Origin of the sequence: Bacillus sp. FSL R5-0523, assembly GCF_037975295.1 — a bacterium.
In the GTDB taxonomy this organism is placed as follows: domain Bacteria; phylum Bacillota; class Bacilli; order Bacillales; family Bacillaceae; genus Bacillus; species Bacillus subtilis.
This window is the reverse complement of the sequence record NZ_CP150251.1, coordinates 1,141,680-1,167,222: the sequence shown is the minus strand read 5'-3', so window position 1 is coordinate 1,167,222 and position 25,543 is coordinate 1,141,680. Positions and strand designations below refer to the sequence as shown.

Genomic DNA, 25,543 nt, shown 5'->3' with positions numbered 1-25,543 from the left:
GTCGGGTTTTTTTTTATGAGTTGGAGAACTGCGCAATCAAACTGTTGATCTTCTCTTTTTCCTCATAAAATGCTCCGTGCCCGCTGTTTGCAAACGGAATCAATTCCGACTGTTTGATGCCGCGCTTCAATTCTTTCGCAAAATCAAACGGCGCAATTCTATCCTTTCTCCCGTGCAGGACCAGCGTCGGCACCTTGATTGCAGCAAGTTCCTTTCTGAGATCTTCGTCCCTTAATGCGATGCCCGAGTGGATCGTCCCGTAGGAGGAAGCCTCCAGCATCAGATTGAGAAACCACTGCCTAAGCTCTGGAGACACTTTTTTCTCAAAAAACTGTTTCCCTAAATCAGCTAGTGTTTTGGGCCGATCAGTTTTGAACAATTCAATCATATCGTCAATATCCTGCTTCCTCATCCCATACGGATAACCCGGGCGTTTTGTAAACGCGGGGGCCGCTGCAGACAGTAAAATCAGCTTATCAACATCGGCTCCTTCATGCCTTGCCATATAACGGATTGCAATGGCGCCGCCCATCGAAAAACCGGCAAGAATCGCATTCTCAAGCTGCAGCGTATAAATGACTGCCTTCACATCATCAGCCATCGTGTCATAATCGTAGCCTTCCCAAGGGCGGTCAGATTGCCCATATCCCCGCAAATCAACGCCGATAAAACGAAATCCCCTTTTCGGAAGCTCATTCATTTGATATTCAAACATCTTATGATTCAACGGCCACCCGTGCAAAAAGATGATCGGCCTTCCATGTCCGATATCCTCTACAAACAGTGTCACATGCTCCTCGGTTTTGACGTAATGCCCCATTCCGCATTCCTCCTGTTCCCTTTGGCTTTCCCGGCCTGTAAACGCCTTGACGTATAGGAAGCTTTCCATTTATGCTTACAAAACAAGCGGGCTGCTGTACCAAGAAAAGGCTCTTCACGATTTACTATATGTATCAATTTCCTTAACGATCTATTAAATTGAACCCGGAAGCCTCTGTTTTTCGGGCAGCAAAGGATGTCATCACATGAATAAAATCGCAATTCAAAAACCAAACATACCGGAAAACCTGCAAACCGCAGATTTTCATGATGCCGTGACGCAGGATGATGTAATCAGCATGCATTTGTTTGAAGATTGTACAATCTGCGGCGAAAATATAGAAAGACTCTGTGTGGAAAAAACGGTATTCAGAAATGTCGTCTTTATCGATGTGTCTTTTCGGCATATTGAACTGACCGATGTGATCTTTGAAAAATGCGATTTATCAAACGCCGATTTCAGCGGGGCTGTCATTCACAGAACTTCAGTTAAGCAGTCAAAAATGGTTGGAATGAATGTGGCGGAAGCAACGCTGCGAAATGTTTCATTCGAGGAATGCCATGGACATTTCAGCTCATTTTCGTACTCAAATATGAAACAAGTTCGATTTGATCACTGTGCTCTTATGCAAAGTGAATGCAGCGATACGGTGCTCCAGCAGACACACTTTGACGGATGCGAATTGGAAGGCGCCAGCTTTACCGGCACGTCCCTTCAAAACATGGACATCAGCACATGCCGTTTTGACCAGCTTCATGTCTCCCTCGACAAATTGAAAGGCTGCAAAATCGCACCTGAGCATGCGATTGCCTTCGCCAGGGCACTGGGAGCTGTCATCGTATAACCAAAGCTTAGGACATCATCAGGCGGCGTGCTGTTTCAGCTGCCGCTTTAATGCCAGTTTCCAAATCTCCAAGAGATGCATAGGAATATGACAGCCTGATGCTGTTTCGGTCTTCACCGTCATAAATGTAGCCGGGATTCACAAGCACCTGCCGTTTCAGCAATCCATAAAAGAAACGGCTGACAGGCAGGTTTTTGTGAAATGTCACCCAAATATAAAAACCACCTGCGGGAATCCGCCACGTGGCAATGTCCCCGGCATACCGCTCGAGAAAATGAACGGCGGCGTCTCTCCTTTCTTTAAGCTTCCTGCGTACCCAAGTCAGATGCTCTTCATAATATCCCTGTGACAGCCACTCGGCAGCCGCCCACTGGGACAGGCCGCTTGATCCGTAGTCTGTCTGCATTTTAATGTCCGCCAGCCTTTCAATAACCGGCTCCGGACCGGCAAGCCAGCCGATTCGCAGGCCGGGGCTAACCGTTTTTGAAAATGTGCCCAGATACAGAATATTGCCCTCATGATCCATTGCTTTCAACGGCTGCGGCGGTTTTTCTTCAAACCATAAATCACCGTACGCATCATCCTCAATGATGGGCAGCTGCTCTTTTTTTGACAGGCTGATGATCTCTTTCCTTCGCTGCTCTGACATGACTGTGCCTGTCGGATTATGAAACGACGGAATCGTGTAAAGCAGCTGTCCTCCATATTGATTAGAAGAAACAAGCCCCGCTTTGACCCCTTCATCATCCATCGGCAAGCCGCGAAGCCGCATCCCAGCTGATTGAAATACATGCAAGGATTGAAGGTAGGACGGCTTCTCCGTCAAAATGACAGAATCTCGTTTTAAAAGTCCAATTGAGATGAGCTGAAGTGCCTGAAGTGCACCGGACACAATTAAAATTGCAGACGGTGACACATGGATCTTCTTTCCTTTTAAATGGTCGGCCACTGCCTCCCGCAGCTGACGGTTTCCTTTCGGCTGCTCATATCCTAAAGACAGGACGCCCGGATTGATTTGCTGAAACATCCGTCCAATTGTGTCAGCAGGCACAAGATCCGGTGAAAGTTCTCCCGTTCCTAATCTGATGATATCCGCTCTTGGTTCGTTCTGATTAATAGCTTGAATGATGGAAGAATTGGCGCGATGAATGCCCGAACGGACGTAATCGCTCCAATCAAGCGGAGGCTCAGCCGCCAGCACGCTCCAAGTACTGTTTACAACCTTCGTACCGCCGCCTCTTCTTCCCTCTAACAAGCCTTGAGACGTGAGTTCATCTATGGCTGCTGTGACTGTGCTGCGGTTGACTTGAAACATGTCGGCCAGCGTTCTCTGTGAGGGGATTTTCGTCCCTACAGCCCACTCTCCGTGAAGAATCTTGTCTTTCATATATTGTTCGATCTGCCGATGCAGCGGAACATCCGACTTTCGGCTTGGCTGCCATTGCGACAAGGTCATGCCCCCCTTTTTTACACATTATACATTTGGCTGGTTCCTAACCCAACCAAATGGCTGGAGACTTTAGTGACAATCTCTCTTATGATTGAAAAAAAATGTGAAGGGAGCTTTTTCAGCATGAATGCAATCATTCACGGAATTGTGCTCGCGTTTGGCTTAATTTTGCCGCTGGGAGTGCAGAATGTGTTTATTTTTCAGCAAGGCGCGTGGCAAAAGCATATTTGGCGGGCTCTCCCAGCTGTCATCAGTGCTTCAGTCTGCGATACCCTGTTAATCGTATTAGCCGTTGCGGGCGTGTCTGTCATTGTGCAGGAGCTGCCTGTGTTTGAGACAGTCATGATGGCCGGCGGATTTTTATTTTTGCTCTATATGGGCTGGGTGACTTGGAACAGCCGTCCGAACACAAGCCAAAACGAGAAACATACGTTCACACCAAAAAAGCAAGCTGCATTTGCGGCCGCTGTTTCTCTTTTAAACCCGCATGCCATTCTGGACACGATCGGCGTCATCGGCACGAGCTCTCTTCAATATTCGGGGCTTGAGAAATGGCTCTTTATGGCCGCCTGCATCGCTGTGTCTTGGATTTGGTTTATCAGCCTTGCAATAGCGGGCCGGTTGTTTCAGACGATAGATACGAGCGGCAGGCTTATGCTGATCGTAAACAAATGCTCTGCAGCGGTAATGTGGGCAGCGGCAGGATATTTTGGGGTGTCACTCTTTTGCAATTGAAGGAGAAACAGATGAAAAAAACGAATTTCTTAGAAAAGGAGGCATGCTGATGACTGATGCAAAACAGTTTTATGACTATCATTCTTGGGCAAACAAGAAAATATTTACCCATATCGAAAACCTGCCGGAGGAAACTGCCTATCAAGAAGTAAAGAGCGTATTTCCTTCTGTCAGCGACGTGCTGCTTCATATGTGCAGGGCTGACTACATTTGGCTGAATGTTCTTTCGGGAGTGGCCTACCAAAAGATTATAGACAGCGCAGGCAAATTAGAGTCCGCGCAAGGTAATATGGCAGCAATCAAACAGCACGCTGCCGAGCTGGAGTCACAGTATCATGATTTCTTCAGCCGCCAGACGGACTTAGAACAGACCTTCACAATGCAGCATCCGAAACTAGGTACACTGGAATCAACCTATGCAGACACCATCCTGCATGTCGTCAATCACGGCACTTACCACAGAGGGAACGTAACCGCCATGCTGAGACAGCTGGGCCATTCAGGCGTACCTACTGATTATATGTACTATTTATATGAGAAAAGAGAAAGCAAGGGCTAAAATGTCCTTGCTTTTTTTTGCGGAAAGCCTCAAATGCAACATATTAGCTTTTACATACCTGTATAAGCGCGCTTCACATCTAGCTGTACCGGCCTGCCGCTTCGAAAGGAATTGGTTGCGGCGATGCCGACTTCTAAATTGATCGTCGCATCGATATCTGTCACAATCGGTGTTTTTCCATTCCGGACACACTCGGCGAAATGCTGAAGCTCCAAGCAGTAGGCTTCATGAAAACGAGTTTGAAAGTCTGGAATGATATCAAAACTGCTCCCTTTAGCCGATAGGATGGTCACATGTTGATTTCTCAATGTCCCTATGAAAATACTGCCCTCTGTCCCGATCACCTCCGCCCGGATGTCATGTCCGTATGGAGAGGTTCTGCTTGCCTCGACGTCCCCCGCTGCGCCGGAGTCAAATTCAATATACGTCAGCGCCTGATCCACATCGCCATACTGCTCCATAAACGGATTGTTCAGAATCCTGCCGTGGCCTGAAACAGAAGTGATTTCCGCCCCCAGCAAATAACGGGCAATATCATAGTCATGGATGGAACAGTCAATAAAAATTCCACCGCTGTGTTTGATAAATTCTGCGGGAGGCGCGCCTTGGTCGCGCGTAAAGCCTTTATAATAGATAGGTTTGCCGATTTCTCCAGCGTCGATCCGCCGTTTGGCATCTGCGTATGCTGGATCGAACCGTCTCATAAAGCCGACTTGGCAGATAACACCTGTCTCTTTCACTTTTTCAGAAACTGCTCTTGATTCCTCAAGGCTTAATGTCAGCGGTTTTTCAACGAAGATCTGTTTGCCGTTCTCGGCAGCTTTGATAATCATATCACCATGTGTGCTTGTCGGCGTTACGATAATGACAGCATCAATGCCGGGATCTTCTAACACTTCATACGGATCCTCTGACCATTTTTCGATACCGAGTTCTCTGGCAACCTGCTCCGCTCTCCCTTTTAACGGATCACCAACACAAACCAGCTTTGCCCCCGGCACACCGGTGACGAGATTTTTCGCATGATAATAACCGAGCCTTCCTAATCCCAATACTGCGCACCTTACTTGATGTTCCACGTCCCATCCTCTCCTTTTTCTCATTTCAGGCTCGCTTTAGGAAAGCGCTTTCTCTTAACAGCTAAAAAAACAGCGGTTCTATCCGCTCTACCATTTTGCGCAAGCGCTTTCTCAAAAGATGGTTTCATTTTACACTGCCTTTGGTTTACACGCAATATGTTTTTTGGCTTCAACTATCATAATGAAAAAACCCGCTCATTAGCGGGCTCATGTGTTGAGCGGTGATGTAGAATGTCTGACTACAAGCTCAGGCGGGAGCACTATTTTTTGTTTCGCCTTTCGTTTTCCCTCTATTGCTTCTGCCAGCAGTTCGATGACGCTCCGCCCCATCTCTTTTATCGGCTGGGCTACGGTTGTCAGGGGCGGAGCCGCCATTTCTGCGAGTATCGTATTATCAAAACCAATGATAGAAAGATCATCCGGCACTTTTAAGCCTCTTATTCTCGCAGCTTGTATGGCGGCACAAGCCAATACGTCGTTGAAGGCAAAAATAGCAGTCGGAGCGTTCCTGTCGAGCAATTTTCCCGCTTCTTCCTTGCCGCTTTCCAAGGAAAACCGCGTCTGGATGATAAGTGATTCATCAATGGGCACGCCCGCTTCCTCCATCGCCTGACGGAAGCCTTTGATTCTATTTTTTTCGCCTGTCGTTGACCCGTCTCCGATAATGCAGGCGATGTTCGTGTGGCCGAGTGACAGAAGATGCTTGGCAGCCTCATATCCGCCACGAACGTCATCTATCACAACAATATCCATCGGAAGAAGCGGCTTATCCTGAGAAATCATGGCAATCGGAATTTGTTCACTGGCGATTTCCTCCAAAGCAGACATACTGTCATGGCTTTCAATCCCTGTTGCAAAAATAATGCCATCCACCTTTTTCTGCTTCAGCACAGAAAAATACTTTGTTTCTTTTTTCGGATCGTAATCGGTGCTGCAAATCAAGATTTGAAAACCGAGTTCATCCGCTCTTTCCTCAATGCTTTTAGCCAGTTCGCCGTAAAACGGATTTGAAATATCAGGCGCCACAAGAGCGATCATATTCGTTCGTTTTCCCGTTAACGCCGCGGCGTGGACATTGGGCGTGTATGCCATTTCATTCATGACATTCATGACCTTCTGCCGTGTTTTATCGCTGATTCTCCCCGTATTGTTAATCACACGCGACACAGTTGTGATCGAGACACCCGCCGCCTTTGCCACATCGTAAATTGTTGTTTTCATGTTCATCCCTCGTCTGGTTATTGAACTTTCCGGCTGACAATTTTCCGGTATTCAATTGGTGAAATGCCTTCTATCTGCTTAAAGAGTTTTGAAAAGTATGTCGGATCTTCCATTCCGACCGTTTCCGCAATAACGCCCATTTTATCATTTGTAGAGGATAAAAGACGCTTCGCTTCCGTCATTCTCACCCGGTTCGTGTATTGTGCCGGAGTTACGCCGAGCACCTGCTGCATGCAGCGGCTCACATAATCCTGATGATAGTGAAGGGCGAGCGACAGATCCTTGATTGTCGTCTTTTCCTTATAGTGCTCCTGTAAGTACCGGGCCGCCTCCCATGCTACCCGCTCTTTCGCAGACGGTATTTGGAACGCTTCTTTTTGAAGATGCAGCATCAGCTCCTCAAATAAAATTTGCTTTCTGAGCGGCAAATCAGAGTTTTCCGCGGAGTAATCGATCAGCTTTTCAAACTGCTGCGCCATAAACTGCGGGCGCTGCACCTTGCCTTTTCTCGGCAAGGCCAATCCGTAGCGGGCCGGCTCTTCGAAGCTCCCTTTTTCCTGCTGAAGCTCAGACCAGTTGCTGCCTCCCTTTGCCGTAAATTCATATCGATGTTCATCGAAGTGAAGCCAATAGTAGGAGGTTGCTTCATCACTGCCCTTCGTCCCGTAGTGTTCAAGACCGGGAGAAAGCAAGATGTACTCGCCGCCTTCAACAGAAAACGATGTTTCATTTTCCGTTATATATAACGTTCCCTGTTTGACATATATCAGATCAAACACGGAGAATACACGTTTCACATGGGTTTCTCCTTTTTTAAAAACCCCTTCCCCAGCTGCGATAAATACCGGAAAAGGCGGGACTGTAAACAGGATGCGAGGCATTTGAATCATCCTCCTTTTTAAGTCGGATTTTTACAAGAAGTATCGTTTCTATCCCTTTTTATTATAAGGAAATGGAGGTACACTTTAAAACGTTGATTTTATTTACGAAAGGGGTTAGACACTATGAAACAAGCTGTCTTCAAATCAACTGCTTTGAAAAAGCCCGCTGACAAAACGTTCTCATTATTTTCGCTTACTTGGCCGATCTTTATTGAGGTCTCATTATATATGTTTATGGGTAATGCCGATACACTGATGCTCAGCCAATACTCGGATAACAGCGTGGCAGCAGTCGGCGTCAGCAACCAGATTTTAAATTTAATTATCGTGATGTTCAGCTTTATCGCAACAGGAACGACCGTTATCATTTCACAATTTCTAGGCTCACGGCAAAAGAAAGAAGCCATGGAAGTCGCTTATGTGTCAATCGGCGCCAACTTCTTCATCAGCCTGGCCATCAGCGCCGTCGTCTTTTTCGCGGCTGTCCCTCTGCTTCATATGATGGGTTTATCAAACGCACTGATGCCTGATGCGAAAGTCTTTTTACAAGTTGTCGGAGGTCTGTCCTTTATTCAGGCTTTAATCATGACATTCAGCGCGATCTTAAAAAGCTACGGCTACACAAAAGATACAATGTTTGTCACTATCGGCATGAACATTTTAAACATTGCCGGAAACTTTGTTGTGATTTTCGGTTTGTTCGGCTTTCCTGTTCTCGGCGTTGCCGGTGTGGCCATGTCCACATCTATCGCCCGCGTCATCGGATTAATCGCGATGATTGTGATTGTCAACAAACGCATCCAGCTGAAGATGTCGCTGAAAAAAGTCTTTCATATGCATAAAGAGCATTTGCGCAAGCTGCTGAAAATCGGCATTCCTTCTGCGGGAGAGCAGCTTTCATACAACCTGTCGCAAATGATAGTCACGTATTTTATCGCCATCATGGGCGCGCAGGCGTTGACAACAAAAGTGTATACGCAAAATATTACGATGTTTATTTTGCTGTTCGGCACTGCGATCAGCCAGGGTACACAAATCTTAATCGGCCGTTATATCGGCGGCAAACAATTTGATGCCGCTTATGAGCGCTGCATGAAGAGCTTATATTGGGCACTCGGAATTGCTGCGGCTACATCTGTTTTGATGACGATCTTTTCAAAAGACCTGATCGGCCTCTTCACACAAAGCCCTGATATTATAGCAACTGCAAGCCTATTGATTGCCATGACCATTATTCTTGAACCAGGCCGCTCGTTTAATGTCATCATCATTAACTCTCTGCGGGCTGCGGGGGATGCGAAATTCCCGGTTTACATGGCAATGATTTCAATGTGGGGCATTGGCCTCCCACTTGCTTATCTTTTCGGCATCCACCTCGGTTTTGGTCTTGCCGGCATTTGGATTTCTTTTATTGCGGATGAATGGGTCCGGGGAATCTTAATGTACAGAAGATGGCGCTCACGTATTTGGATTCAAAAAGGTATGGCATAACACCCGGCTCAATCAAGGCCGGGTGTTTTTTTAGATATCAGAGAGAATCTGCTTCACTTCGGTCTCTGTGAGAGCGAAGTGATGTTGAAATACATCGTGCTTGTTCGCCCGGATTTTTTCTAAAACAGCCCGGTGCAAATGAAGAGCGGCTTTCACCGTTTTTTGAGAATACTGCGGAAATAGCGGCAAGGCATCCTGACACTCTTCAAGGTAGGCTTCTGCTTCAAAAGCGATATACTCCCACGTCATTGTGAACGCCTTATTCACGACGCCCTTTTGAAGGTCGTCCTCTGTATATCCAAATTGCTGCATCACTTCCCGAGGGATACGGCTTTTTTGCTGTTGGCCAGTGCCGATATCTCTCAGAATCCGAATCAGCTGAATCGCTAAACCGAGAGAACCGGCTGCATGTGTCAGCTGTTTCTGATGCCGGCGCGCCATAATCGGGAGCAGCATCAATCCAGCTGCGCCGCCTGTCTGGTATGCGTGCATGAGCAATTCATCAAGGTTTCCAAACGGTTTATCTTCCGCTTTCTGTGCGGCAATGAACTCACGGAATGGCTCGCTGTCCAGTGTAAAGGTTTGGTACGCATGGCCGAAAGCCTTCCACAAAAAATGATTCCCGTTATACGTACCGGAAAAAACATCTTCCTCCTCATCTTCAATGGCAGATAACGCCTTCTCATCCGCATTGGCTGCCGTATGGCAAAACGCCATAACCGTCCAAGCTGCCTGCCTTTGCTTCAGCGGAAGAAACGAAAATGCTTTGTAACAGGCTGGTTCGCGGGCGCTGACGATCTGGCCGCATTGCTGATAGGCTTCTTTTATCTCTTTCATTTCTTTTCACTCCTATGTATCACTGCTTCTTCAAGTCTATTATGTTTTCTCGCAATTGTATATGAAGAAAAAGCCGATTCCTTTGAGCAGAATCGGCTTTTTCTTTATCCTTCGTCAATATCAATGCGATACGCTTCAAACCATGTATGAATTTGAGCAAGATGGGCGATCAGCTGAGGCCCCTTCATGAGCTGCCCGAACCACGGCACCTTGAAGGAGGAGCCTTCCGTTTCTAAAAGCTGATCTAATTGTTTTCTGTCCAGCAAGGTATGGAGCACGGAGTCCTTTTGGCTTCTGATCGTTTTCAGCCATTCGCTGACGCCTTTTGTATATTCCGGATGATGTGTTTTCGGATACGGACTTTTTTTGCGATACAGAATGTCATCAGGCAAAATGCCTTCAAGCGCTTTGCGCAAAATGCCTTTTTCCCGATTATCATGCATTTTCATTTCCCACGGAATATTCCAAACATATTCCACAAGCCGGTGATCGGCAAACGGCACCCGCACTTCCAGGCTCGCCCCCATGCTCATGCGATCCTTCCGATCCAAAAGGTTCGTCATAAACCAAAGCATATTTAAATAGAACAGCTGTCTTCTTGCTTTATCCATACCCGTTTCTCCGTCTAATAATGGCGTTTCTGCCAAGGTTTCTTCATATTTGGCATTTACGTATTCTTTCAGATTCAATTTTTTCTGCCATGAGTCAGAAAGCAGCTTGATCCGCTCCTCCGTTGATCTCATCCATGGAAAGCCAGACTCAACATCTGCCGTATGGAACCACGGGTACCCGCCGAAAATCTCATCCGCGCACTCTCCCGATAGGCTGACGACAAAGTCCTTTTTGATTTCCCGGCAAAACCACAGCAGGGATGAGTCGACATCCGCCATTCCCGGCAAGTCTTTGACCAGTACAGCTTCCTCCAAATGATCAACGAGATCTTTTTGGCTGATGACGCATTTGTGGTGCGTTGTGCCGAAAGCCTCTGTCATTTTTTCAATCCATGGTCCGTCATCATTCGGCTGAAAAGCGCTTGCTTGAAAAAATTTATCGTTCTCTTCGTAATCAATCGAATAAGTATGAAGCGGTGCTTTTCCTTCCTTTTCAAAATGGCCCGCCGCAATCGCTGTAATTGCGCTTGAGTCCAGACCGCCTGATAGGAATGTGCAAACAGGCACATCCGACACAAGCTGCCGCGTCACCGCGTCCTGAAATAACGATCTGACATTGGCAACCGTGTCATCAAAACTGTCCGTATGTTTTTCGCTTTCAACATTCCAATAACGCCAAATATTAAGTCCGTCTTTGGAAAATGTCAGCGCGTGAGCCGGGCGGATTTCTTTTATGCCTTTAAATATGCCAGTGCCCGGGGTTCTGGACGGTCCAAGACCGAAAATTTCAGAAAGTCCCGTTCTGTCCACTCGCGCTTTTATATCAGGGTGCGCGAGGATTGCTTTGATTTCCGACCCGAAGAGAAATGAAGAGCCTTCCTTCGTGTAAAAAAACGGCTTTACGCCGAGACGGTCTCTCGCGGCAAACAGCAGATTACGCTTTTCATCCCACACAGCGAAAGCGAATATGCCATTGAGATGGTCGACACAGTCTTCCTGCCATTCGATGTAGCTGTGCAGAAGCACCTCGGTATCTGACGTACGTTCGAATTGATGGCCCCGCGCCCGCAATTCTTTGCGCAAATCTTCCGTGTTATAAAGCTCGCCATTGTAAATAATGGTGTACGTATCCCCTTTATAGGTGCACGCCATCGGCTGGCGCCCGCCTTCAATATCAACAACAGCAAGTCTTTTATGTCCGAATAAAACATGGTGCTCCCCCCAAACGTTTGAATCATCAGGCCCTCGTTTGGAAAGAGTGTCTGTCATTCTGTTCATCGTTTGTTTTTCCTGGACGAGCTGCTTTTTAAAATCGACCCAACCCGTAATTCCACACATGTGATATCAGCTCCAATCCCGTTTCTTTCGTAACAATTTCGTTTCTTTCAGCACCTTAGTAAGTTTATGCATCTATAGGCAGATAGTTGATTTGTCCATAAAAGAGTTGTATGGGACAGGCTTGAATTGGAAAGAAAAGAGAGGAATGAAGAAAAAGGAGACAGCATGGATGAAACGGAAACAATTGATATATACAGAGGAACGAAAATGGGAATACGGCACCATCCTCATCGAAGACGGCATCTGTTTAATCGAAAACGGAGAAGGTGATATACTTTTGGCGGACACTCTCCAACACAGCCCAATCTGGGTCCATCATAAAGGAAAGTGGGAGCAAGCCGGCTTCCAGGATCAATTGGTTCTGGCATGCGGTGAAGAAAATATCTCCCTTTCCGGGGGAGAACGAATCCGCTATGAGAAATCAGTCAAGCGGCCGCTTATGGCGCTTTTGGATTCGCTTGACGACGAAACCTTTCTCGCATTTCTTCAGCACTTGCACAGCTTCGGCTTATCGGTATTCGATTGCGTCTTTTCTTATAATAAAGGAGTCTTTTCGAATTCTTCGGCGGGGCAGGGTGTGTCCTTTTATCACTTTTCAAATGACACCGCCCAATGCGCGATGCAGCATCACTACAGCAGCGAAGGGACAGGAGACCGTTTTGAATGGACGGCTTCAAACGGAAAGCGATCCATTATGTATTCAGCAGTCCAACGGGGGCGCAAATAAAAAAGCGGTGCATCGAGCACCGCTTTTTGGTTACTTTTCAACAACAACTTTTGCTTCCTTGCTTTCTTTTTTATCTGTATCCGCAGCCGTGACGTACAGCACCGTTCCGGCTTTTTGTTTTTTGATTTTCACCGAAAACGTTCCTTTTGCGTCAGCTTTGGCAGAAGCAATGACTTTCTTTGATTTGTTTTTCACTCTGATCATCGCTTTGCTGTTTGCCTTCCCTTTTACTGCCGTATCCTTCGTTTTCACCGCGTTTACTTTCGGTGTGCCGGAAGGTTTTCCTTTGACGACGACAACTTTATACGATGTTTTCGCATCGCCTTTTGTTGCTTTCACATACAGTACTTGATCCTGTTTTTGAGTCGCGATATTAACCTTGAACGCATTGTCTTTTCCGGCTTTGGCGCTGCCGAGTTTCTTTTTGCCGTTCATCACCTCGATAAGTGTGCCTTCCTTCGCGTTTCCTCTGACAGCTGTTTGAGTGCTTTCCAGCTTGTTGACCTTAAGCTGTAAATCAGCTGCGCTGACAGCCTTCATGACATTCAGCCGCCCGTAGCCTGAATGCCAGTCTACACCAGGTGTCTTCGGAATTTCAATCGGATCGCCATAATCGTCATACAACTCTTCTTCTCCGCCATCGACACTTTCAAAGGAAATATCATCTGCCGTCTTTTTCAACATATCCTCAACTTCTGTTCTTTTCAGCTTAGGATTTTGAGCAAACAGCAATCCTGCAGCAGCGGCAGCATACGGCGTCGCCATAGACGTTCCGCTCATGTACGTGACATTTCCGTTCGGCACTAAGCTCGGGATATCAGACCCTGGAGCAGAGATGTCCAGACCTTTTCCATAGTTAGAGAAATCAGCGGTCATATCCATGCGGTTCGTTGCGCCGACTGACATCACATATTTAGAAGATGCAGGATAAGATAAGGCATTTTCTCCATCATTCCCGCTGGCTGCGGCAATCAAGACATTTTTGTCAGCTGCGTACTTCAAAGCAAATTCAAGCACGCGGCTGTAGCCTCCGCCTAAACTTAAATTAATCACCTTTGCTCCTTTGTCAGCAGCATATTTGATGCCGAGAGCAATTTGTTCAGTATCTCCGGAACCTGCGGAATCAAGCACTTTTACAGGGATGATTTTTGCTTTGGCATTCAATCCAGTCATTGAATAGCCGTTATCGCTTTGGGCCGCAATAATGCCTGCGACATGCGTCCCATGCCCCTGATCATCCATTGCATTGTTATTCCGTCCGACAAAATTGTGTCCGAGATCTGTTCTTACTTTTCCTTTTAAATCAGCAAGCGTGCTGTCTACGCCTGTGTCTACTACTGCAATGAGTGTATCGTTAAGCTTGCGTTTGGACAGCAATGTGTTGGCAGGCTCATATTTCACATCCGCATTTTTGACACCGCCGTTTTCACCGTTGTTTTTAAGCGGCCATTGATAAGGGTACTGAATATCGTTTGCCAGGCTTTTGTATTCCTGCACGGGTTCCGCAAACTCTACATTGGACATCTTGGATAGTGTCGCAGCAGCGCTTTTGACCCTTTTGGCGCTTGCCGTATATGCGCCGTTCTGTTTCTCGTCTTTCGGAAGTTCAAATGAATACAGATTGTCAAACAGTTTCTTTGCCTTTTTCACATTGGATATGTCTTTTTTCGATTGCGCGCTTGCAGAAAAGCCCTTCATTTCATTATGTACGGATGAGAGGCTTTTATTGTCCTTCACCTTGAAAATAACCTTTGTTGTCTGAATTTCACTTTTTGCTGCAATATTGTTTTCTGTTAAAATGGCTCCGGCTGTTTTGCCTTGCAGCTGCTTCATATTTAGTCGGTCCGCTTGTTTCTTTATCTCCTCTTTAAGGAATGACGGGACTGATTGTAAAGCTTTATCATATAGCCGGTTGATTGCTTTTTGCTCCTTTTCAGTGACCTTATACGAAGATGATGCTCCGTTTTCTGACACATCGTCAAATAACGGCTTTAATGTCACAAGATCCTGATAGATTTCATTTCTTGCTGTTTTATTGAGTGCGAGTTTTGCAACGATAAACGGTGCTGCTTTGTAATAAAGGCTTGTCAGTTCTTTGCCTTCTGCTGTTTGGCTCAGCTGCTCATCACGAATCGCTCTCAGCTTATCCAGTATGCCTTTTCCTGATTTCTTCTGATCGACACTCATTTCAACCGGACAAGCTTCTTCCTCTTCTAAATCTGACGGCTGTTTTTTGGTGCCTTTATACCCGATCGTATACTTGGCTTCTGCAGCTTCTGCAGCTGCTTCTGCCGTTCCGCCGTCTTCTGGCTCTTCTTCTCCGAGGTATTCAACTTTTACATAGTAAGGGCCGCTCCACGCGTATGGAAAAATGACTTCGCTTTTTCCATCCTCCGCTGTGAAAGAACGGTACATCTCAAACGTCTCATTTTTAAGCGCTTTTTCCTTACTTGGATATACAGATACATTCAGTACTGAATCACTCTTGACGGTCAGTGCCATATGTGAGTTTTTCTGAATATCCGTTGCTCTCGGGATCACTTTGTACCATTTCACCTGTTCCGGCTCCTTCATGGCGCCTGTCTGCTCTTTGCCGTTTTCCAGAGCAGCCGCCTGATCGATCGCGCCGGCCGCTGCAGCTTTGGTTCCCGGAGAAAAAAGGCTGAAAATCAGTGCAAAAATAAGCACTGCCGCCACAACCGAGCTGAATTTTCTGCGTTTCATGTTATCCCTCCTGCAAAATAATGAATCTCCTTGAAGGTATCATAATTTCATAGGACGAGATACCGCTTACAGGGAATTTTAAGGTTATTTTAAATGATTTGGAATATGAGGGGATAAATATAAAAAAACCCAACTCTATCAAAGAGCCGGGTTCATAGGTTTTTCTATTAAAACAATTGAAAACCAATTGGCAAATGCAGACCGAGCAGCACTGTCAGCAAAAGGACAATGACGAAGCCGACCCACAGGCCTCCTGTTGATTTTTCTTTTTTCTTGCGGATGAGGAGCATTTCCATCAGGCCGATGGTGATAATGCCCAGAATCATTTTGCCGGCGTATTCTCCGTTCCAGTTGGCGAAACGGACAAACAGCTCAGCTCCTGTCAAAATAATAAGGATATAGAATAACCGCAGAATCATATGAGTGATTTTTGCGCCCTTTGCACTTCCTGACGAATACAGCGAGTAGCTGACGAAAAGCAGAATCAGCGCTACCACCCATGTCGTAATATGTAGGTGTGTCATATATGTTCCCCCTATCAGATAAATTACCCCACTTATAGTACCATGAACTTGTCCTCTGCCACAAAGATGATTATCAGAAAAAACGGGCGGGTCCGGGTCCGCCCTCGAGTTTTATTCAGCCAATTTGGTTTGACAGCGTTCCGATCGGGTCAATTGTAATATCAATTTTGTCACCTGACCGCAAGAATTTTGGAGGCGTAAACCCCTTGCCGACACCAGACGGCGTACCGGTGGCAATAATGTCGCCCGCTTCAAGCGTCATCCCCTTTGAGAGGGTTTCAATTAATTCCGGAATGGAAAAGATCATATCGCTTGCCGAACCGGATTGGCGCAGCTCGCCGTTGACTCTTGTTTCAACCTTGAGGCGCTCTGGCTCCTGAATAGATGATTTATGTACAAGCACGGGCCCCATCGGACATGTCGTATCCAAGCTTTTTCCGATAAAAAACTGCTTATGCCTTTTTTGCAGATCACGCGCCGTGATATCATTCACAATCGTATATCCGAAAACATGGTCATATGCATCTTCTTTTGAAATGCGGGTCCCGCTTTTTCCGATCACGACAGCAAGTTCTCCCTCATAATCAAGCTGAGTGGTAACCTCTTCATGGCTCTTTACGATATCACCATGCCCAGTAACCGTTACCGGCGATTTTGTAAATACCATCGGATGCTCCGGAATATCAGCCTCGCTTCCCATTTCAATCGCGTGATCCCGGTAGTTTTTGCCGATGCAGATGATATTTTTTGATGGCTTCGGAATGGGTGCATGGAGCTTCACCTCAGATAATGAATACATAAATGATCCCAGCTCATCATTCGGTTTCTTTGCCCACTCGGCCAGCTGCCTTGCATGCGCAACGAATTTATCCCCTTCTGCGATACATTCAATCAGCGATCCCGGAATCGTCTCAAGTTCAAACAGTTTTTTTTCAGCCTTTTGCAAATCCATAATTTTCTCATCGTCAATGATCAGGCCGACAAACATTCGGTTGTAAAGTTCCCCTGTCGCAAATTTCATGTTATTCCTCCATCATCTTTTAAATCAGAATGCTCCTTCAAGTATTCTCTGTCGAATGCTGAAATCCCTTTTTCTCAATTCCGTTTTCATTTCGTTTCAGGACGGGCTTGCTCTACATATCATACAAATGTCGTTTTGAGAAGGAGGAAAGAATATGGAGCGCGTGCATTTATTTTTTCATCGGGAGCAGCTGAAAAGTAAAGGTACTGCCAAGGGGCTTTTCGTAACAGATCGATCTGTTTCTCCCATTCTTCTCACACAGCGTGACAGAGCGGAAAAGGCATCCTATGAAATCAGCTGGGAACAGTCTCTGCTTGGTGAAAGGACACTTTTTTTGAATGCAGAACAGGATGATCCGTCCCTGATGCGGCGCAGACTCGCCTATTGTTTTTTTGACCAGATCGGCGTACCTGCTCCCGTTGCCTCGTACAGCTTTCTGACCATCAATGGCCAGCCTGAAGGCATTTATTTGAACATCAAGAACCATCAGCCAGCCGGTAAAAGGAGTTACGGAGTGAAGACGGCCGATCCAAGGGTTCCATTGTCCCTTTTTAACAATGATTCCTCGGCATTCTTACATGAATTTTTCATACTGATCCGCACAGCCGGAGATGACGAATTGGCTGAAAGGATTAAATTGTATCTGGATGTCAAGCTGTTTTTTTTGTGGCTGATCGGCAACGCCTGCACCAATCAAGGCTTTTACTGCACATTTTGTTTAAACGAATCCGGTCGGCTTTACGTTTCCCCGATGGAGACAAGATCGCTTGCCGTACAAGAATGGTATGAAGAAGACCCGCTTCTGACAAAAGGAAAGACGCTTTCGTCAAGGCTTCTATCCATTCCCGCCTTCAGGTCGCAATATCACACCTTAATGAAAAACGTGCTGAAGCGGTCGTTTACTATTGAACGATTATCTCCTCTCATCAACGAATGGCACCTTGACATTTGTCAAAGTGCTGCTGATGATCCTTTTATCAAAAAAAGCCCCTTTCAGATCGAAAAGGAGCAGACCAACATACTTAGAGAAATTGAGGAACGGCAGGACTTTTTGCAAGCACACTTAGCAAGACTTTAGTCCTTTCTCCATTAAAAAAGGCCGCAGCAAAAATTGTCGCTTTTTTAGTCAAATTGACGAAAGGCAACCTTTTGAGCCAAAATAGGTTATACTAACGATATCCTGTATTTATATCAAAATAAAATCTAGAATTGGAGATAGCGTAATGAACAGTAAAATTGAAGAAATGAGGATCACACTAATTGAAACCGCACAAAAATACGGCATGAATTCAAAAGAAACGATTCAATGCAGCCAAGAGCTGGATATCCTGCTGAATACCCGGATTAAAGAAGAAATGATTTTTGGGAGATATCTTGAAAACTCCCGTATGTAAATCATTTTCTATAACAATTAGAATACACCACATGTAACTCCGCTTTTTGCTCAGCACTTCTGAGATATACCTCAGGGCGAGAATGTGCCCGCCCAAAAATCGAATACCGCAGCACGACATACTCCAAAAAGCATTCTACACGCAAAAACACCAAAGAAATAAACAAAAATCACCATAGGCGGATAGCGGCATCCTTCGCCGCATTTCCGCTCAATTTATACCCAACATCCTCTTTTACCATGTTTAAACATAACGGCCCAAAAAATAAAACGCTTTCATCAAAAGCCGATATATCCCCTTTAAATTTCTCTCACACATATGTGCGTTTGTCATAAGCTATCGTGAATAGCCCAATTGAAATCAGAATTGTCATTTCACTTTACCTGTCTTTTTTCAATTTTTCAACAAAGGATGTGCTCGTATGCCGGCCATTGTCGGAGCGTTTAAAATTAATGCGATTGGTACGAGCGGAGTCGTTCACATCGGGGACTGCATTACGATTTCTCCTCAGGCTCAGGTCAGAACGTTTGCCGGTGCTGGCAGCTTTAATACCGGCGACAGCCTCAAGGTGATGAATTATCAAAACGCGACGAATGTGTATGACAATGATGCGGTTGATCAGCCGATCGTGGCCAATGCGTAAAAGGAGTGAGGCTCATGAACTTCTATATTAATCAAACCATTCAAATCAACTATCTCCGGCTGGAATCAATCAGCAACTCCTCCATTCTGCAAATCGGGAGCGCCGGATCAATCAAGTCTCTGTCAAATTTGTATAATACAGGAAGTTATGTAGAACCGGCACCAGAAGTTTCTGGCTCAGGGCAACCGCTCCAGCTGCAGGAGCCCGACACAGGTTCATTGGTCCCGCTCCAGCCTCCTGGCCGTTAATCATATGAAAGAGGTGAAAGAACATGTATGATCAATCTGTTTCCTCTTACCTGCAAAACTTGAATTCCTTCGTTCAGCAGCAGGCGATTCACATTCAGCAGCTCGAACGTCAGCTGAAAGAGATTCAAACTGAAATGAATACGATGAAACAGCGGCCGGCCACTACCATTGAGCGTGTGGAGTATAAATTTGATCAGCTGAAAATCGAAAGGCTCGACGGAACTTTGAATATCGGCTTAAATCCGACTGACCCGAACAGCGTCCAAAACTTTGAAGTCAGCCAGTCGACACCGCAAATCGGGATGATGCAGCAGGAAGAGAGCGCTCAGCTCATGCAGCAGATCCGCCAGAATGTCGACATGTACTTAACCGAGGAAATCCCAGATATTTTGGAACAGCTTGAAAACCAATATGACAGCAGACTTGACGATACAAACAGACATCATGTTATTGAAGACATCAGAAAACAAATGGACAGCCGGATTCACTATTATATGTCCCATATCAAAAAAGAAGAAAATACACCGCCTGCACAATATGCAGAACATATCGCTGAGCATGTGAAGCGTGATGTCATCCGCGCTGTAGAACACTTTCTGGAGCATATTCCATCAGAAATGAAAGGAGATGAGCAAGCATGATCTTTACAGTCATCAACCGCAGCTTGGAAGTCGGGGACATCCGGATGAACGGTGTGTCCAGTTCCTCCGTTTTCCACATCGGAGACACTGAATCCATCTACCTGTCTTCTATTTTTGATACACCGCCTGAATCTCTTATCATCGGGCCGTTTGCTCCGATTGCGCCAGAATAATGCTTAAACGCATATCGCGCATCAGACTAGTTAAGTTTAATTCTCTCGGGATCGCAAGTGTGTTTCAAGTTGGCGACACAAATGAAATCGATATGAGTGTAAAAGTATTTGCTGTGCAGCGTTCTCTGTCCACGTTTTACCATAATGAAGGCTCATTTAACAAAAAGGAGTATCAGATCTTTCAGCAGCAGGCAGTGAAGCCGCTCCCCGAAACAGGTGTACAAAGCGCGTTTTGCCACGAGGTGCCGGCTATTTATGTTCGCAGCATCAAAATTCAAGGGGTGTCAGCCTCTTCTGTTTTACATGCCGGATCAGCTTCGCTTATCCGCGGTGATGCGAGACTCAAACATATCAGACAGATTCAGTCTCCGCGCTCACAATCGCCCGCCAAGAACATATAATAAACAGAGACTTCGATAAAGGGTGTCGTTTATGCCAGCAATTGTCGGGCCTATAGCTATCAATTCCATATCGGGCGGAGTCGTAAACTTTGGTGATTCCTTTTACCTTTCTCCGAAAAGCTCTTCAAAATCTGCGCTCGGTTCGGGAGCAGGAAACACGGGAGATTTCCTTCTATTAAATAATGCAGTCAACGCGACAAATTATATAGACCCCGATGTCAACGATCAGGATATGGTTGGAAACGGATAAAAGCAGCCGCTCTGCAAAGAGAGGGCTGCTTTTTAGTCATTTTTTCTTTTTTCGTTCATTTGATTTCTTTGTTTTGATCAGCTTCTCAGGCGGCTGTTTTCTGATCCATTTGACAAACCGGGCAAGCTCTGGATCGCTTCTGAGTTCAGCCATTTTGTTTAAACGTACAGCGAGCTCTTGATTGGTATATAAGGCATGAATCTGTTTATGGCAAGGAATACAGAGCATCGCTGTCGGCAAAAACGTTCCGCCTTCCTCTTTCGGTGTGAGATGATGCTCTGTCAGCTGGACATCGCTCCGGCCGCACAGCTCACATATTCCGGCAGTCTGCTTTGCCATATCCGCTCCTCCCTTACATCAACTCAAGTGATACCCGCGTACCGCGGCCGCTCGGTTCAGCCGGATGGACAATCAGCTTTTTCGGAAGCCGTGCACGCAGTTCCTGCACATGGCTGATGACACCGACAGCCAGATTGTCTGACTGAAGTTTTTCCAAGGCCGTTACAACCGTATCAAGCAGATCTTGATCCAGTGTGCCGAAGCCTTCATCTAAGAAAAAGAACTGAAGCGGGTATTCCCCGCGAAGCTGGATCTGCGCAGACAGCGCAAGAGCAAGTGAAAGCGAGGTGAGGAAGGTCTCTCCTCCAGACAAACTGGAAACCGGGCGTCTTACGCCTCCATTCGCGTCATCCCGCATCACGAAGCCGCCTTCTGAATCTACTTCGATGGCATAGCGCTGTCTTGTCAGCATACTGAGTCTTGCTGAGGCGTCCCTCGCAACGCTTTCAAGCTGCTCCTCAGCTAAAAATTCGACGAAGGTATTGCCTTTAAACACAGCTTGCAGCTTGTCCAGCCTGTCGATATGCGTCTGCCATTTTTTCAGTTCAGCTTCAATTTCATTAAACCGTTTATGATGGTCGCGAATGACAGCCAGTGCTTTTGCTGCCGCGCCTTTTTCCTCTATAGCAGCGCCAAATGCGTCCTCAGCTTCTTGTAATGCTGCAACGGTTTCGTTCCATTCGCTCTCTGATAATGCTCTGCCGGCAAGTATCTCTGCTACTCGTTTTAAGTTTGCAGCATTTTGCTTCAGTTTATCCATAAACTGGTCTATGCCGGTTTTCATCTTTTCAAGTTCATCGGCTGGGATGAGACTTTGTTCAACCTCCTCAGTCCGGGTAATGGAGGTGTTTTTTGTATGCTCAAGCCAAGCAGCTTTTGCTTTTTCCAATCTGCCCTTCGCCTCTTGAAGAGTGAGCTCGCTTGCCGAAGCGCGGCTTTTCGCCTGGTTGAGCTTCATTTGGGCGCTTTGCAGTTCTTCATATAAAGATTGTTCTTTTTCTTTTAACAGCTTTAGATCCTGCTGGACAGAGCGGAGTTTGATTTGAATCGAATCTCCTTTTGCATAATCTCCGAGTTCGTGCTCATAATCAGCTATCACGCTCTTGATGCGTTCAGCCGCATAATGAAGCTCCAGCTTTTCCCGCTCAAGCCGGTGTCCAGATTCCCGCAGTTTTTCCTTTTGTGCTTCATGCTCAGCAAGAAACGCAATACTCTTCTCAATTCGTTTTTCACATTCTTCTGCAGCCCGGTCCTTTTCTTCAATGGCTTGCTGCCATTTTTCTGCTTCGTCCACAGATTGATTCTGAAATGCTTCTTTAAACATGTTCAGACTGCTGTCCATTGAGGATTGAAGCTCAGTGATGATGCTTTCAATACGGTCAGCTTCTCTTTTTTCAAAACCGATTTTTTCATTAAGCTGATCGGCCTTTTTTAAAGACTCCTGATAGGCGCCGATCATTTGTGCCATTCTTGTCTTAACAGAAAGAATGTCCTGCTTGATTCGTTTCCATTCAAATTTGGCAGTTTCAAATGCTTCATACACCGGCTGATTTTCGAAGGAAGCTGCCGCTTCAAGGTTCTGCGCTTGAATTGTCTGCAAAAACGGACACTGTTCAATAAAGCGCGCGGATTGTTCTTCAAGCGTAATTTTGGCTGAAAGAATCTCCTGGCTGAGAGCTGCAGCTTCCGTCAATAACACATCTGTCCGTTTGATGTCCTCTTCAAGATGGCTGTCGGCTTCATACGTTTCATGTACTGAGGCAGATGGATCATGATCGGTTGAACCGCATACCGGACAAGGCTTTCCGGCAGTCAGCTTTTGGGCTAACTCTTTTGTCAGCAGTGCCACCCTTGCTTTTTCACGCTGTAAGTGAAGCGTGTGTTGATTCTTTCTAGTCTCTTCAGTCATACGTGTTAATGAGCGTTCCGTTTCGCACACCAAATGGTACACAGTTTGTACAGCCTCATATGCCTGAATGATGTTGTTTTCTTCCGCTTCCGTCTTTTGAACGAGTGTATTCTTCTCTTCCTTTATCTTCTGCAGCACGAAGTTCAATTCGTCACTTCGTTTTTTCTCTTTTTTGATTTGCTCCTCGGTTTGTCTGATGCGCAATGCCATTTCTGCGGCCTGCTGGCAGCTTTTTCGCTCATCGGATGTCACCTGCAGGGATTTGAGCTGCTGTTTCAATTCTGTCTGTCTGTTTTGCCCTCGTGTCAGGCGGTCTGTTACGGTCTCTAATTCATTCATGACAGATTGATGAGCCTCTTCTTTCTGCCGGAGGTCAGCCTTTTTGCGCTCTTCCTCTTGCTTGGCCTCACTCAGTTTGATTTCGATTTCCTGCAAGCGTGAAAGCTGTTCCTGTTTGGCTAAAAGCTCAGGCTCTTTCTCGCTTTTATGCTGGCGCCACGCTTCATACTCTTCATGTTTTTGCTGAAAGAAAGCTGTCCGGTCTGCTAAATCCTTTTGGGCTAGCGTTTGTTCCTTTTCAGCTTGCTCCTCATGCTGGATCGCTTCTGCGTACCGGTCCGCATAGGGCTTAAGGGCTGCTGCTGTTTCTGCTTCCAGCAGGCGTTTTTGCATGCTGTCTATATGCGGCTGTTCTTCTGCGAGACGTTTTTCCTCTTCTTCATAAGCGGATTTTTCCTTTTGGACATTCCATATCTCCTGATGCTCTGTAAACCGCTCCTTCGCCTGATCACGGTTCTTCCTCATCGCTTCCAGCTGGGCTTCAGCTTGTTCGAGAGCCTTTTCAGCCTGCTCCACTGCCTCTGAGCTCGCCTCACCGAGACCGGACTGTTCAGCAAGCATTTCATTTTTTCTCGCATTGGCTTCCTGCGCCTGCCGTCTCAGCTTTTTCACAAGCCTGTCTCCATATTGCTCCAAATTAAATAAACGCTGAAGCATATGCCTGCGCTCTGCCCCTTTTAAAGACAGAAATTCAGCAAACTTCCCTTGGGGCAGCACCACCGCTCTCGTAAAATCGTCGATCGTCAGTCCTAAGAGCTCCTCAACTCTTTTATTCACTTCGCTGGCTTTATCAGCCAGCACCGTATGCTCATCCTTGATTTCGATGAAGCGGCAAAGTGCCGTTTTTACCTTCATTTCATCCGTTCTCTTAAACACACGCTCGACTTTGTATGAGATTTGGTGATTCGTCTGAAGCGCAAAGGTAAAGGAAACAGACAGCGTATCTTCCGCCTGGTTTAAGATACCGTGCGTATTATTCGCCGCCCGTTCCACCTTTCCGTATAAAGCAAGCGTCATTGCGTCGAGAATAGAGGATTTACCGCTTCCTGTCGGGCCGAAAATGCCGAAAACACCGGCACCGGAAAGGCCTTCAAAATCTATCGTCTGCTCCTCTCTAAAGCTGTGGAGCCCCTTAATGCTTAAGGCGATCGGCTTCATTTCGCATCCTCCTCTTCAACGCCTGATGCAAGCTCTAAAAACAGCTTCACCATTTCTTCATCCGGCACCGCGCCCCCAGTTTGTTTTTCATAAAATTTCTTAAACCGGTCTTCGATTGAGACATGCTTAACCTCAATCCGTTCCCGTTCTTTGTTCTGTTCTTCATAAACCGGCCTGATATGGATAAAGCCCGGGTGCGCCTTCCGCAGCCTGTGAATCTCTTCAAGTGACAGCTGGTCCGCGACACGGATTTCCAGGTCAATCCAGGCATTCTGATCCCTGCCATCATCCAGCCAGCTGTACACCTCGCTTAAGCCATTTGCCGCTTTCCATTTCACAAGTGGCTTGCCGCTTGATAATAACACCTCTTGCCAAGTGGCCTCTTCCCCAGGCTTGGCGTCCACAATCGTCACTGATTTAGCGTAGCCCGCTTCAGAAAAGCTGTAGGCGAGCGGAGATCCTGAATAACGCGCAAGCGTCCGCGCCCGCTTGATTGTTTGCGGGCGATGCAAATGGCCGAGCGCAACGTAAGCGGCATCTGCCGGCAGGCTTTCAGCCGCCACCGTGTATGCACCGCCGACTTCAATCGGCCGCTCTGAATCGGTTTGGTTTCCGCCTGCCACATAAATATGGCTGGCGGCAATCTTCACTGCATCGTTCCGGAACCGGCTTGTCATATGCTCAAACGCCTGCCTGATTTTCACATCATAGTGATCACGGAGCAGCTTTTCATCAAACGTATCGGATAGCACTTCATTTAACCGCGCTTCAGATGGGTACGCCAGCGCTCCAACCGCCAAAAGCTCTCCTGCTGAAGGCACTTCAATATGAATCGGCTCTGTTGTCGGATAACCGATTAAATGAATGCCGTTTTCATGTGTCAGCGGTGAAGCGGCGGACAAACGGTCAGGATTATCGTGGTTTCCGGCAATGACAACGATCGGGCGCTTTCCTCTGTCGCTAAGCGCAGACAGGCTTTCATAAAACAGCTGCTCGGCTAAAGCTGGCGGGTTTACGGTGTCAAATGCATCCCCCGCCATTACAATGGCATCGATCTGCTCATCCTTTACAATCGTATTCAATTCATCCAGCACATCGGCCTGTTCACTCAGCCTGCTTCTTCCTTCAAGCGTTTTTCCAAGATGCCAGTCAGCCGTATGTAAAATCCGCAAATGCTTTCACCTCT

25 protein-coding genes and 1 pseudogene are annotated in these 25,543 nt (G+C 46.5%); 13 read left to right on the top strand and 13 right to left on the bottom strand.

The annotated features are described in order from the left end of the window. Positions 1–13: 13 nt before the first annotated feature. A complete protein-coding gene (locus tag NYE53_RS05960; RefSeq protein ID WP_339247739.1) occupies positions 14–820 on the bottom strand; it encodes an alpha/beta hydrolase in 807 nt (268 codons plus the stop codon). Between the two features lie 205 nt (positions 821–1,025). Between NYE53_RS05960 and NYE53_RS05955 the strand changes: the two genes are divergently transcribed. Next, positions 1,026–1,664, top strand: a complete 639-nt coding sequence (locus NYE53_RS05955) for a pentapeptide repeat-containing protein (RefSeq protein ID WP_339247736.1) — start codon at positions 1,026–1,028, stop codon at positions 1,662–1,664. A 7-nt stretch (positions 1,665–1,671) separates the two neighbouring features. Here NYE53_RS05955 and NYE53_RS05950 read toward each other — a convergent pair whose 3' ends face one another. Next, the gene (locus NYE53_RS05950) at positions 1,672–3,120 is read right to left on the bottom strand and encodes a PLP-dependent aminotransferase family protein (RefSeq protein ID WP_327828999.1); all 1,449 of its coding nucleotides are present in this window, start codon (positions 3,118–3,120) and stop codon (positions 1,672–1,674) included. Positions 3,121–3,186: 66 nt separating this feature from the next. On the opposite strand from NYE53_RS05950, the gene NYE53_RS05945 reads away from it, so the two are divergent. Both NYE53_RS05945 and NYE53_RS05940 read left to right on the top strand, forming a co-directional pair. Further along, on the top strand, positions 3,187–3,849 hold the full coding sequence (locus tag NYE53_RS05945; RefSeq protein WP_216999579.1) for a LysE/ArgO family amino acid transporter: 663 nt from the start codon (positions 3,187–3,189) through the stop codon (positions 3,847–3,849). Between the two features lie 49 nt (positions 3,850–3,898). After that, positions 3,899–4,408 carry a DinB family protein gene (locus NYE53_RS05940; protein ID WP_339247731.1) on the top strand — a complete coding sequence of 170 codons (510 nt, stop codon included), beginning with the start codon at positions 3,899–3,901 and terminating at the stop codon, positions 4,406–4,408. Between the two features lie 50 nt (positions 4,409–4,458). Here NYE53_RS05940 and iolX read toward each other — a convergent pair whose 3' ends face one another. From iolX to NYE53_RS05925, 3 genes are all read right to left on the bottom strand, one after another. Further along, positions 4,459–5,487 carry a scyllo-inositol 2-dehydrogenase gene (gene iolX, locus NYE53_RS05935; RefSeq protein WP_339247728.1) on the bottom strand — a complete coding sequence of 343 codons (1,029 nt, stop codon included), beginning with the start codon at positions 5,485–5,487 and terminating at the stop codon, positions 4,459–4,461. A 207-nt stretch (positions 5,488–5,694) separates the two neighbouring features. After that, positions 5,695–6,708, bottom strand: coding sequence for a transcriptional regulator DegA (gene degA, locus NYE53_RS05930; RefSeq protein ID WP_339247725.1), 1,014 nt, complete (start codon positions 6,706–6,708; stop codon positions 5,695–5,697). Positions 6,709–6,725: 17 nt separating this feature from the next. Then, the gene (locus NYE53_RS05925) at positions 6,726–7,589 is read right to left on the bottom strand and encodes an AraC family transcriptional regulator (RefSeq protein ID WP_003245539.1); all 864 of its coding nucleotides are present in this window, start codon (positions 7,587–7,589) and stop codon (positions 6,726–6,728) included. A gap of 123 nt (positions 7,590–7,712) precedes the next feature. Between NYE53_RS05925 and NYE53_RS05920 the strand changes: the two genes are divergently transcribed. After that, the gene (locus NYE53_RS05920) at positions 7,713–9,080 is read left to right on the top strand and encodes an MATE family efflux transporter (RefSeq protein WP_014476390.1); all 1,368 of its coding nucleotides are present in this window, start codon (positions 7,713–7,715) and stop codon (positions 9,078–9,080) included. Positions 9,081–9,110: 30 nt separating this feature from the next. On the opposite strand, the pseudogene NYE53_RS05915 reads toward NYE53_RS05920, so the two are convergent. Together NYE53_RS05915 and asnB are read right to left on the bottom strand one after the other, a co-directional pair. Beyond that, a pseudogene (locus tag NYE53_RS05915) lies at positions 9,111–9,940 on the bottom strand (phytoene/squalene synthase family protein). An 81-nt stretch (positions 9,941–10,021) separates the two neighbouring features. After that, on the bottom strand, positions 10,022–11,866 hold the full coding sequence (asnB, locus tag NYE53_RS05910) for an asparagine synthase (glutamine-hydrolyzing) (protein WP_339247723.1): 1,845 nt from the start codon (positions 11,864–11,866) through the stop codon (positions 10,022–10,024). 145 nt (positions 11,867–12,011) lie between these two features. Here asnB and NYE53_RS05905 point away from each other — a divergent pair, with 145 nt between their 5' ends. After that, positions 12,012–12,593: a DUF2777 domain-containing protein gene (locus tag NYE53_RS05905; protein ID WP_339247720.1), complete on the top strand. Its 582-nt coding sequence runs from the start codon at positions 12,012–12,014 to the stop codon at positions 12,591–12,593. 30 nt (positions 12,594–12,623) lie between these two features. On the opposite strand, the gene wprA is transcribed toward NYE53_RS05905, so the two are convergent. The 3 genes from wprA to NYE53_RS05890 all read right to left on the bottom strand — a co-directional run bounded on the left by wprA (position 12,624) and on the right by NYE53_RS05890 (position 16,862). After that, the gene (gene wprA / locus NYE53_RS05900) at positions 12,624–15,317 is read right to left on the bottom strand and encodes a cell wall-associated protease WprA (protein ID WP_339247718.1); all 2,694 of its coding nucleotides are present in this window, start codon (positions 15,315–15,317) and stop codon (positions 12,624–12,626) included. Between the two features lie 167 nt (positions 15,318–15,484). After that, positions 15,485–15,841 carry a YisL family protein gene (locus NYE53_RS05895; RefSeq protein WP_003244937.1) on the bottom strand — a complete coding sequence of 119 codons (357 nt, stop codon included), beginning with the start codon at positions 15,839–15,841 and terminating at the stop codon, positions 15,485–15,487. 115 nt (positions 15,842–15,956) lie between these two features. Continuing rightward, the gene (locus tag NYE53_RS05890) at positions 15,957–16,862 is read right to left on the bottom strand and encodes a fumarylacetoacetate hydrolase family protein (protein ID WP_339247715.1); all 906 of its coding nucleotides are present in this window, start codon (positions 16,860–16,862) and stop codon (positions 15,957–15,959) included. 154 nt (positions 16,863–17,016) lie between these two features. Between NYE53_RS05890 and NYE53_RS05885 the strand changes: the two genes are divergently transcribed. The 8 genes from NYE53_RS05885 to NYE53_RS05850 all read left to right on the top strand — a co-directional run bounded on the left by NYE53_RS05885 (position 17,017) and on the right by NYE53_RS05850 (position 20,612). Then, a complete protein-coding gene (locus NYE53_RS05885; RefSeq protein ID WP_339247712.1) occupies positions 17,017–17,940 on the top strand; it encodes a CotH kinase family protein in 924 nt (307 codons plus the stop codon). Between the two features lie 145 nt (positions 17,941–18,085). Further along, on the top strand, positions 18,086–18,256 hold the full coding sequence (yisI, locus tag NYE53_RS05880) for an aspartyl-phosphate phosphatase YisI (RefSeq protein ID WP_003233086.1): 171 nt from the start codon (positions 18,086–18,088) through the stop codon (positions 18,254–18,256). A gap of 421 nt (positions 18,257–18,677) precedes the next feature. Then, positions 18,678–18,899, top strand: a complete 222-nt coding sequence (locus NYE53_RS05875; protein WP_003233088.1) for a spore germination protein — start codon at positions 18,678–18,680, stop codon at positions 18,897–18,899. A gap of 14 nt (positions 18,900–18,913) precedes the next feature. Further along, positions 18,914–19,147, top strand: a complete 234-nt coding sequence (gene gerPB, locus NYE53_RS05870; RefSeq protein ID WP_003233090.1) for a spore germination protein GerPB — start codon at positions 18,914–18,916, stop codon at positions 19,145–19,147. 23 nt (positions 19,148–19,170) lie between these two features. Beyond that, entirely contained in the window at positions 19,171–19,788 is a 618-nt protein-coding gene (locus tag NYE53_RS05865) for a spore germination protein GerPC (protein ID WP_014476381.1), read from the top strand. Further along, positions 19,785–19,961: a spore germination protein GerPD gene (gerPD, locus tag NYE53_RS05860; protein WP_014476380.1), complete on the top strand. Its 177-nt coding sequence runs from the start codon at positions 19,785–19,787 to the stop codon at positions 19,959–19,961. Before NYE53_RS05865 ends, gerPD begins: the two co-directional genes overlap by 4 nt. After that, a complete protein-coding gene (locus NYE53_RS05855) occupies positions 19,961–20,362 on the top strand; it encodes a spore germination protein GerPE (RefSeq protein WP_010886467.1) in 402 nt (133 codons plus the stop codon). Before gerPD ends, NYE53_RS05855 begins: the two co-directional genes overlap by 1 nt. 31 nt (positions 20,363–20,393) lie before the next feature. Then, entirely contained in the window at positions 20,394–20,612 is a 219-nt protein-coding gene (locus NYE53_RS05850) for a spore germination protein (protein ID WP_003233096.1), read from the top strand. A 36-nt stretch (positions 20,613–20,648) separates the two neighbouring features. Here NYE53_RS05850 and hlpB read toward each other — a convergent pair whose 3' ends face one another. The 3 genes from hlpB to sbcD are packed head-to-tail and all read right to left on the bottom strand — an operon-like array spanning position 20,649 to position 25,529. After that, entirely contained in the window at positions 20,649–20,951 is a 303-nt protein-coding gene (gene hlpB, locus NYE53_RS05845; protein ID WP_064671212.1) for an HNH nuclease-like protein HlpB, read from the bottom strand. A gap of 13 nt (positions 20,952–20,964) precedes the next feature. Further along, positions 20,965–24,357, bottom strand: a complete 3,393-nt coding sequence (sbcC, locus tag NYE53_RS05840) for an exonuclease subunit SbcC (protein ID WP_339247709.1) — start codon at positions 24,355–24,357, stop codon at positions 20,965–20,967. After that, positions 24,354–25,529 carry an exonuclease subunit SbcD gene (sbcD, locus tag NYE53_RS05835; RefSeq protein WP_339247707.1) on the bottom strand — a complete coding sequence of 392 codons (1,176 nt, stop codon included), beginning with the start codon at positions 25,527–25,529 and terminating at the stop codon, positions 24,354–24,356. The genes sbcC and sbcD overlap by 4 nt, the downstream gene beginning before the upstream one ends. Positions 25,530–25,543: the final 14 nt, after the last annotated feature.

What these genes read in the sequence shown, in the direction of transcription:
- NYE53_RS05960 (WP_339247739.1), bottom strand. Translation starts at nt 820, where the DNA reads ATGGGGCATTACGTCAAAACCGAGGAGCATGTGACACTGTTTGTAGAG.
- NYE53_RS05955 (WP_339247736.1), top strand. Translation starts at nt 1,026, where the DNA reads ATGAATAAAATCGCAATTCAAAAACCAAACATACCGGAAAACCTGCAA.
- NYE53_RS05950 (WP_327828999.1), bottom strand. Translation starts at nt 3,120, where the DNA reads ATGACCTTGTCGCAATGGCAGCCAAGCCGAAAGTCGGATGTTCCGCTG.
- NYE53_RS05940 (WP_339247731.1), top strand. Translation starts at nt 3,899, where the DNA reads ATGACTGATGCAAAACAGTTTTATGACTATCATTCTTGGGCAAACAAG.
- degA (WP_339247725.1), bottom strand. Translation starts at nt 6,708, where the DNA reads ATGAAAACAACAATTTACGATGTGGCAAAGGCGGCGGGTGTCTCGATC.
- NYE53_RS05925 (WP_003245539.1), bottom strand. Translation starts at nt 7,589, where the DNA reads ATGCCTCGCATCCTGTTTACAGTCCCGCCTTTTCCGGTATTTATCGCA.
- NYE53_RS05920 (WP_014476390.1), top strand. Translation starts at nt 7,713, where the DNA reads ATGAAACAAGCTGTCTTCAAATCAACTGCTTTGAAAAAGCCCGCTGAC.
- asnB (WP_339247723.1), bottom strand. Translation starts at nt 11,866, where the DNA reads ATGTGTGGAATTACGGGTTGGGTCGATTTTAAAAAGCAGCTCGTCCAG.
- NYE53_RS05905 (WP_339247720.1), top strand. Translation starts at nt 12,012, where the DNA reads ATGAAGAAAAAGGAGACAGCATGGATGAAACGGAAACAATTGATATAT.
- wprA (WP_339247718.1), bottom strand. Translation starts at nt 15,317, where the DNA reads ATGAAACGCAGAAAATTCAGCTCGGTTGTGGCGGCAGTGCTTATTTTT.
- NYE53_RS05895 (WP_003244937.1), bottom strand. Translation starts at nt 15,841, where the DNA reads ATGACACACCTACATATTACGACATGGGTGGTAGCGCTGATTCTGCTT.
- NYE53_RS05890 (WP_339247715.1), bottom strand. Translation starts at nt 16,862, where the DNA reads ATGAAATTTGCGACAGGGGAACTTTACAACCGAATGTTTGTCGGCCTG.
- NYE53_RS05885 (WP_339247712.1), top strand. Translation starts at nt 17,017, where the DNA reads ATGGAGCGCGTGCATTTATTTTTTCATCGGGAGCAGCTGAAAAGTAAA.
- yisI (WP_003233086.1), top strand. Translation starts at nt 18,086, where the DNA reads ATGAACAGTAAAATTGAAGAAATGAGGATCACACTAATTGAAACCGCA.
- NYE53_RS05875 (WP_003233088.1), top strand. Translation starts at nt 18,678, where the DNA reads ATGCCGGCCATTGTCGGAGCGTTTAAAATTAATGCGATTGGTACGAGC.
- gerPB (WP_003233090.1), top strand. Translation starts at nt 18,914, where the DNA reads ATGAACTTCTATATTAATCAAACCATTCAAATCAACTATCTCCGGCTG.
- NYE53_RS05865 (WP_014476381.1), top strand. Translation starts at nt 19,171, where the DNA reads ATGTATGATCAATCTGTTTCCTCTTACCTGCAAAACTTGAATTCCTTC.
- gerPD (WP_014476380.1), top strand. Translation starts at nt 19,785, where the DNA reads ATGATCTTTACAGTCATCAACCGCAGCTTGGAAGTCGGGGACATCCGG.
- NYE53_RS05855 (WP_010886467.1), top strand. Translation starts at nt 19,961, where the DNA reads ATGCTTAAACGCATATCGCGCATCAGACTAGTTAAGTTTAATTCTCTC.
- NYE53_RS05850 (WP_003233096.1), top strand. Translation starts at nt 20,394, where the DNA reads ATGCCAGCAATTGTCGGGCCTATAGCTATCAATTCCATATCGGGCGGA.
- hlpB (WP_064671212.1), bottom strand. Translation starts at nt 20,951, where the DNA reads ATGGCAAAGCAGACTGCCGGAATATGTGAGCTGTGCGGCCGGAGCGAT.
- sbcC (WP_339247709.1), bottom strand. Translation starts at nt 24,357, where the DNA reads ATGAAGCCGATCGCCTTAAGCATTAAGGGGCTCCACAGCTTTAGAGAG.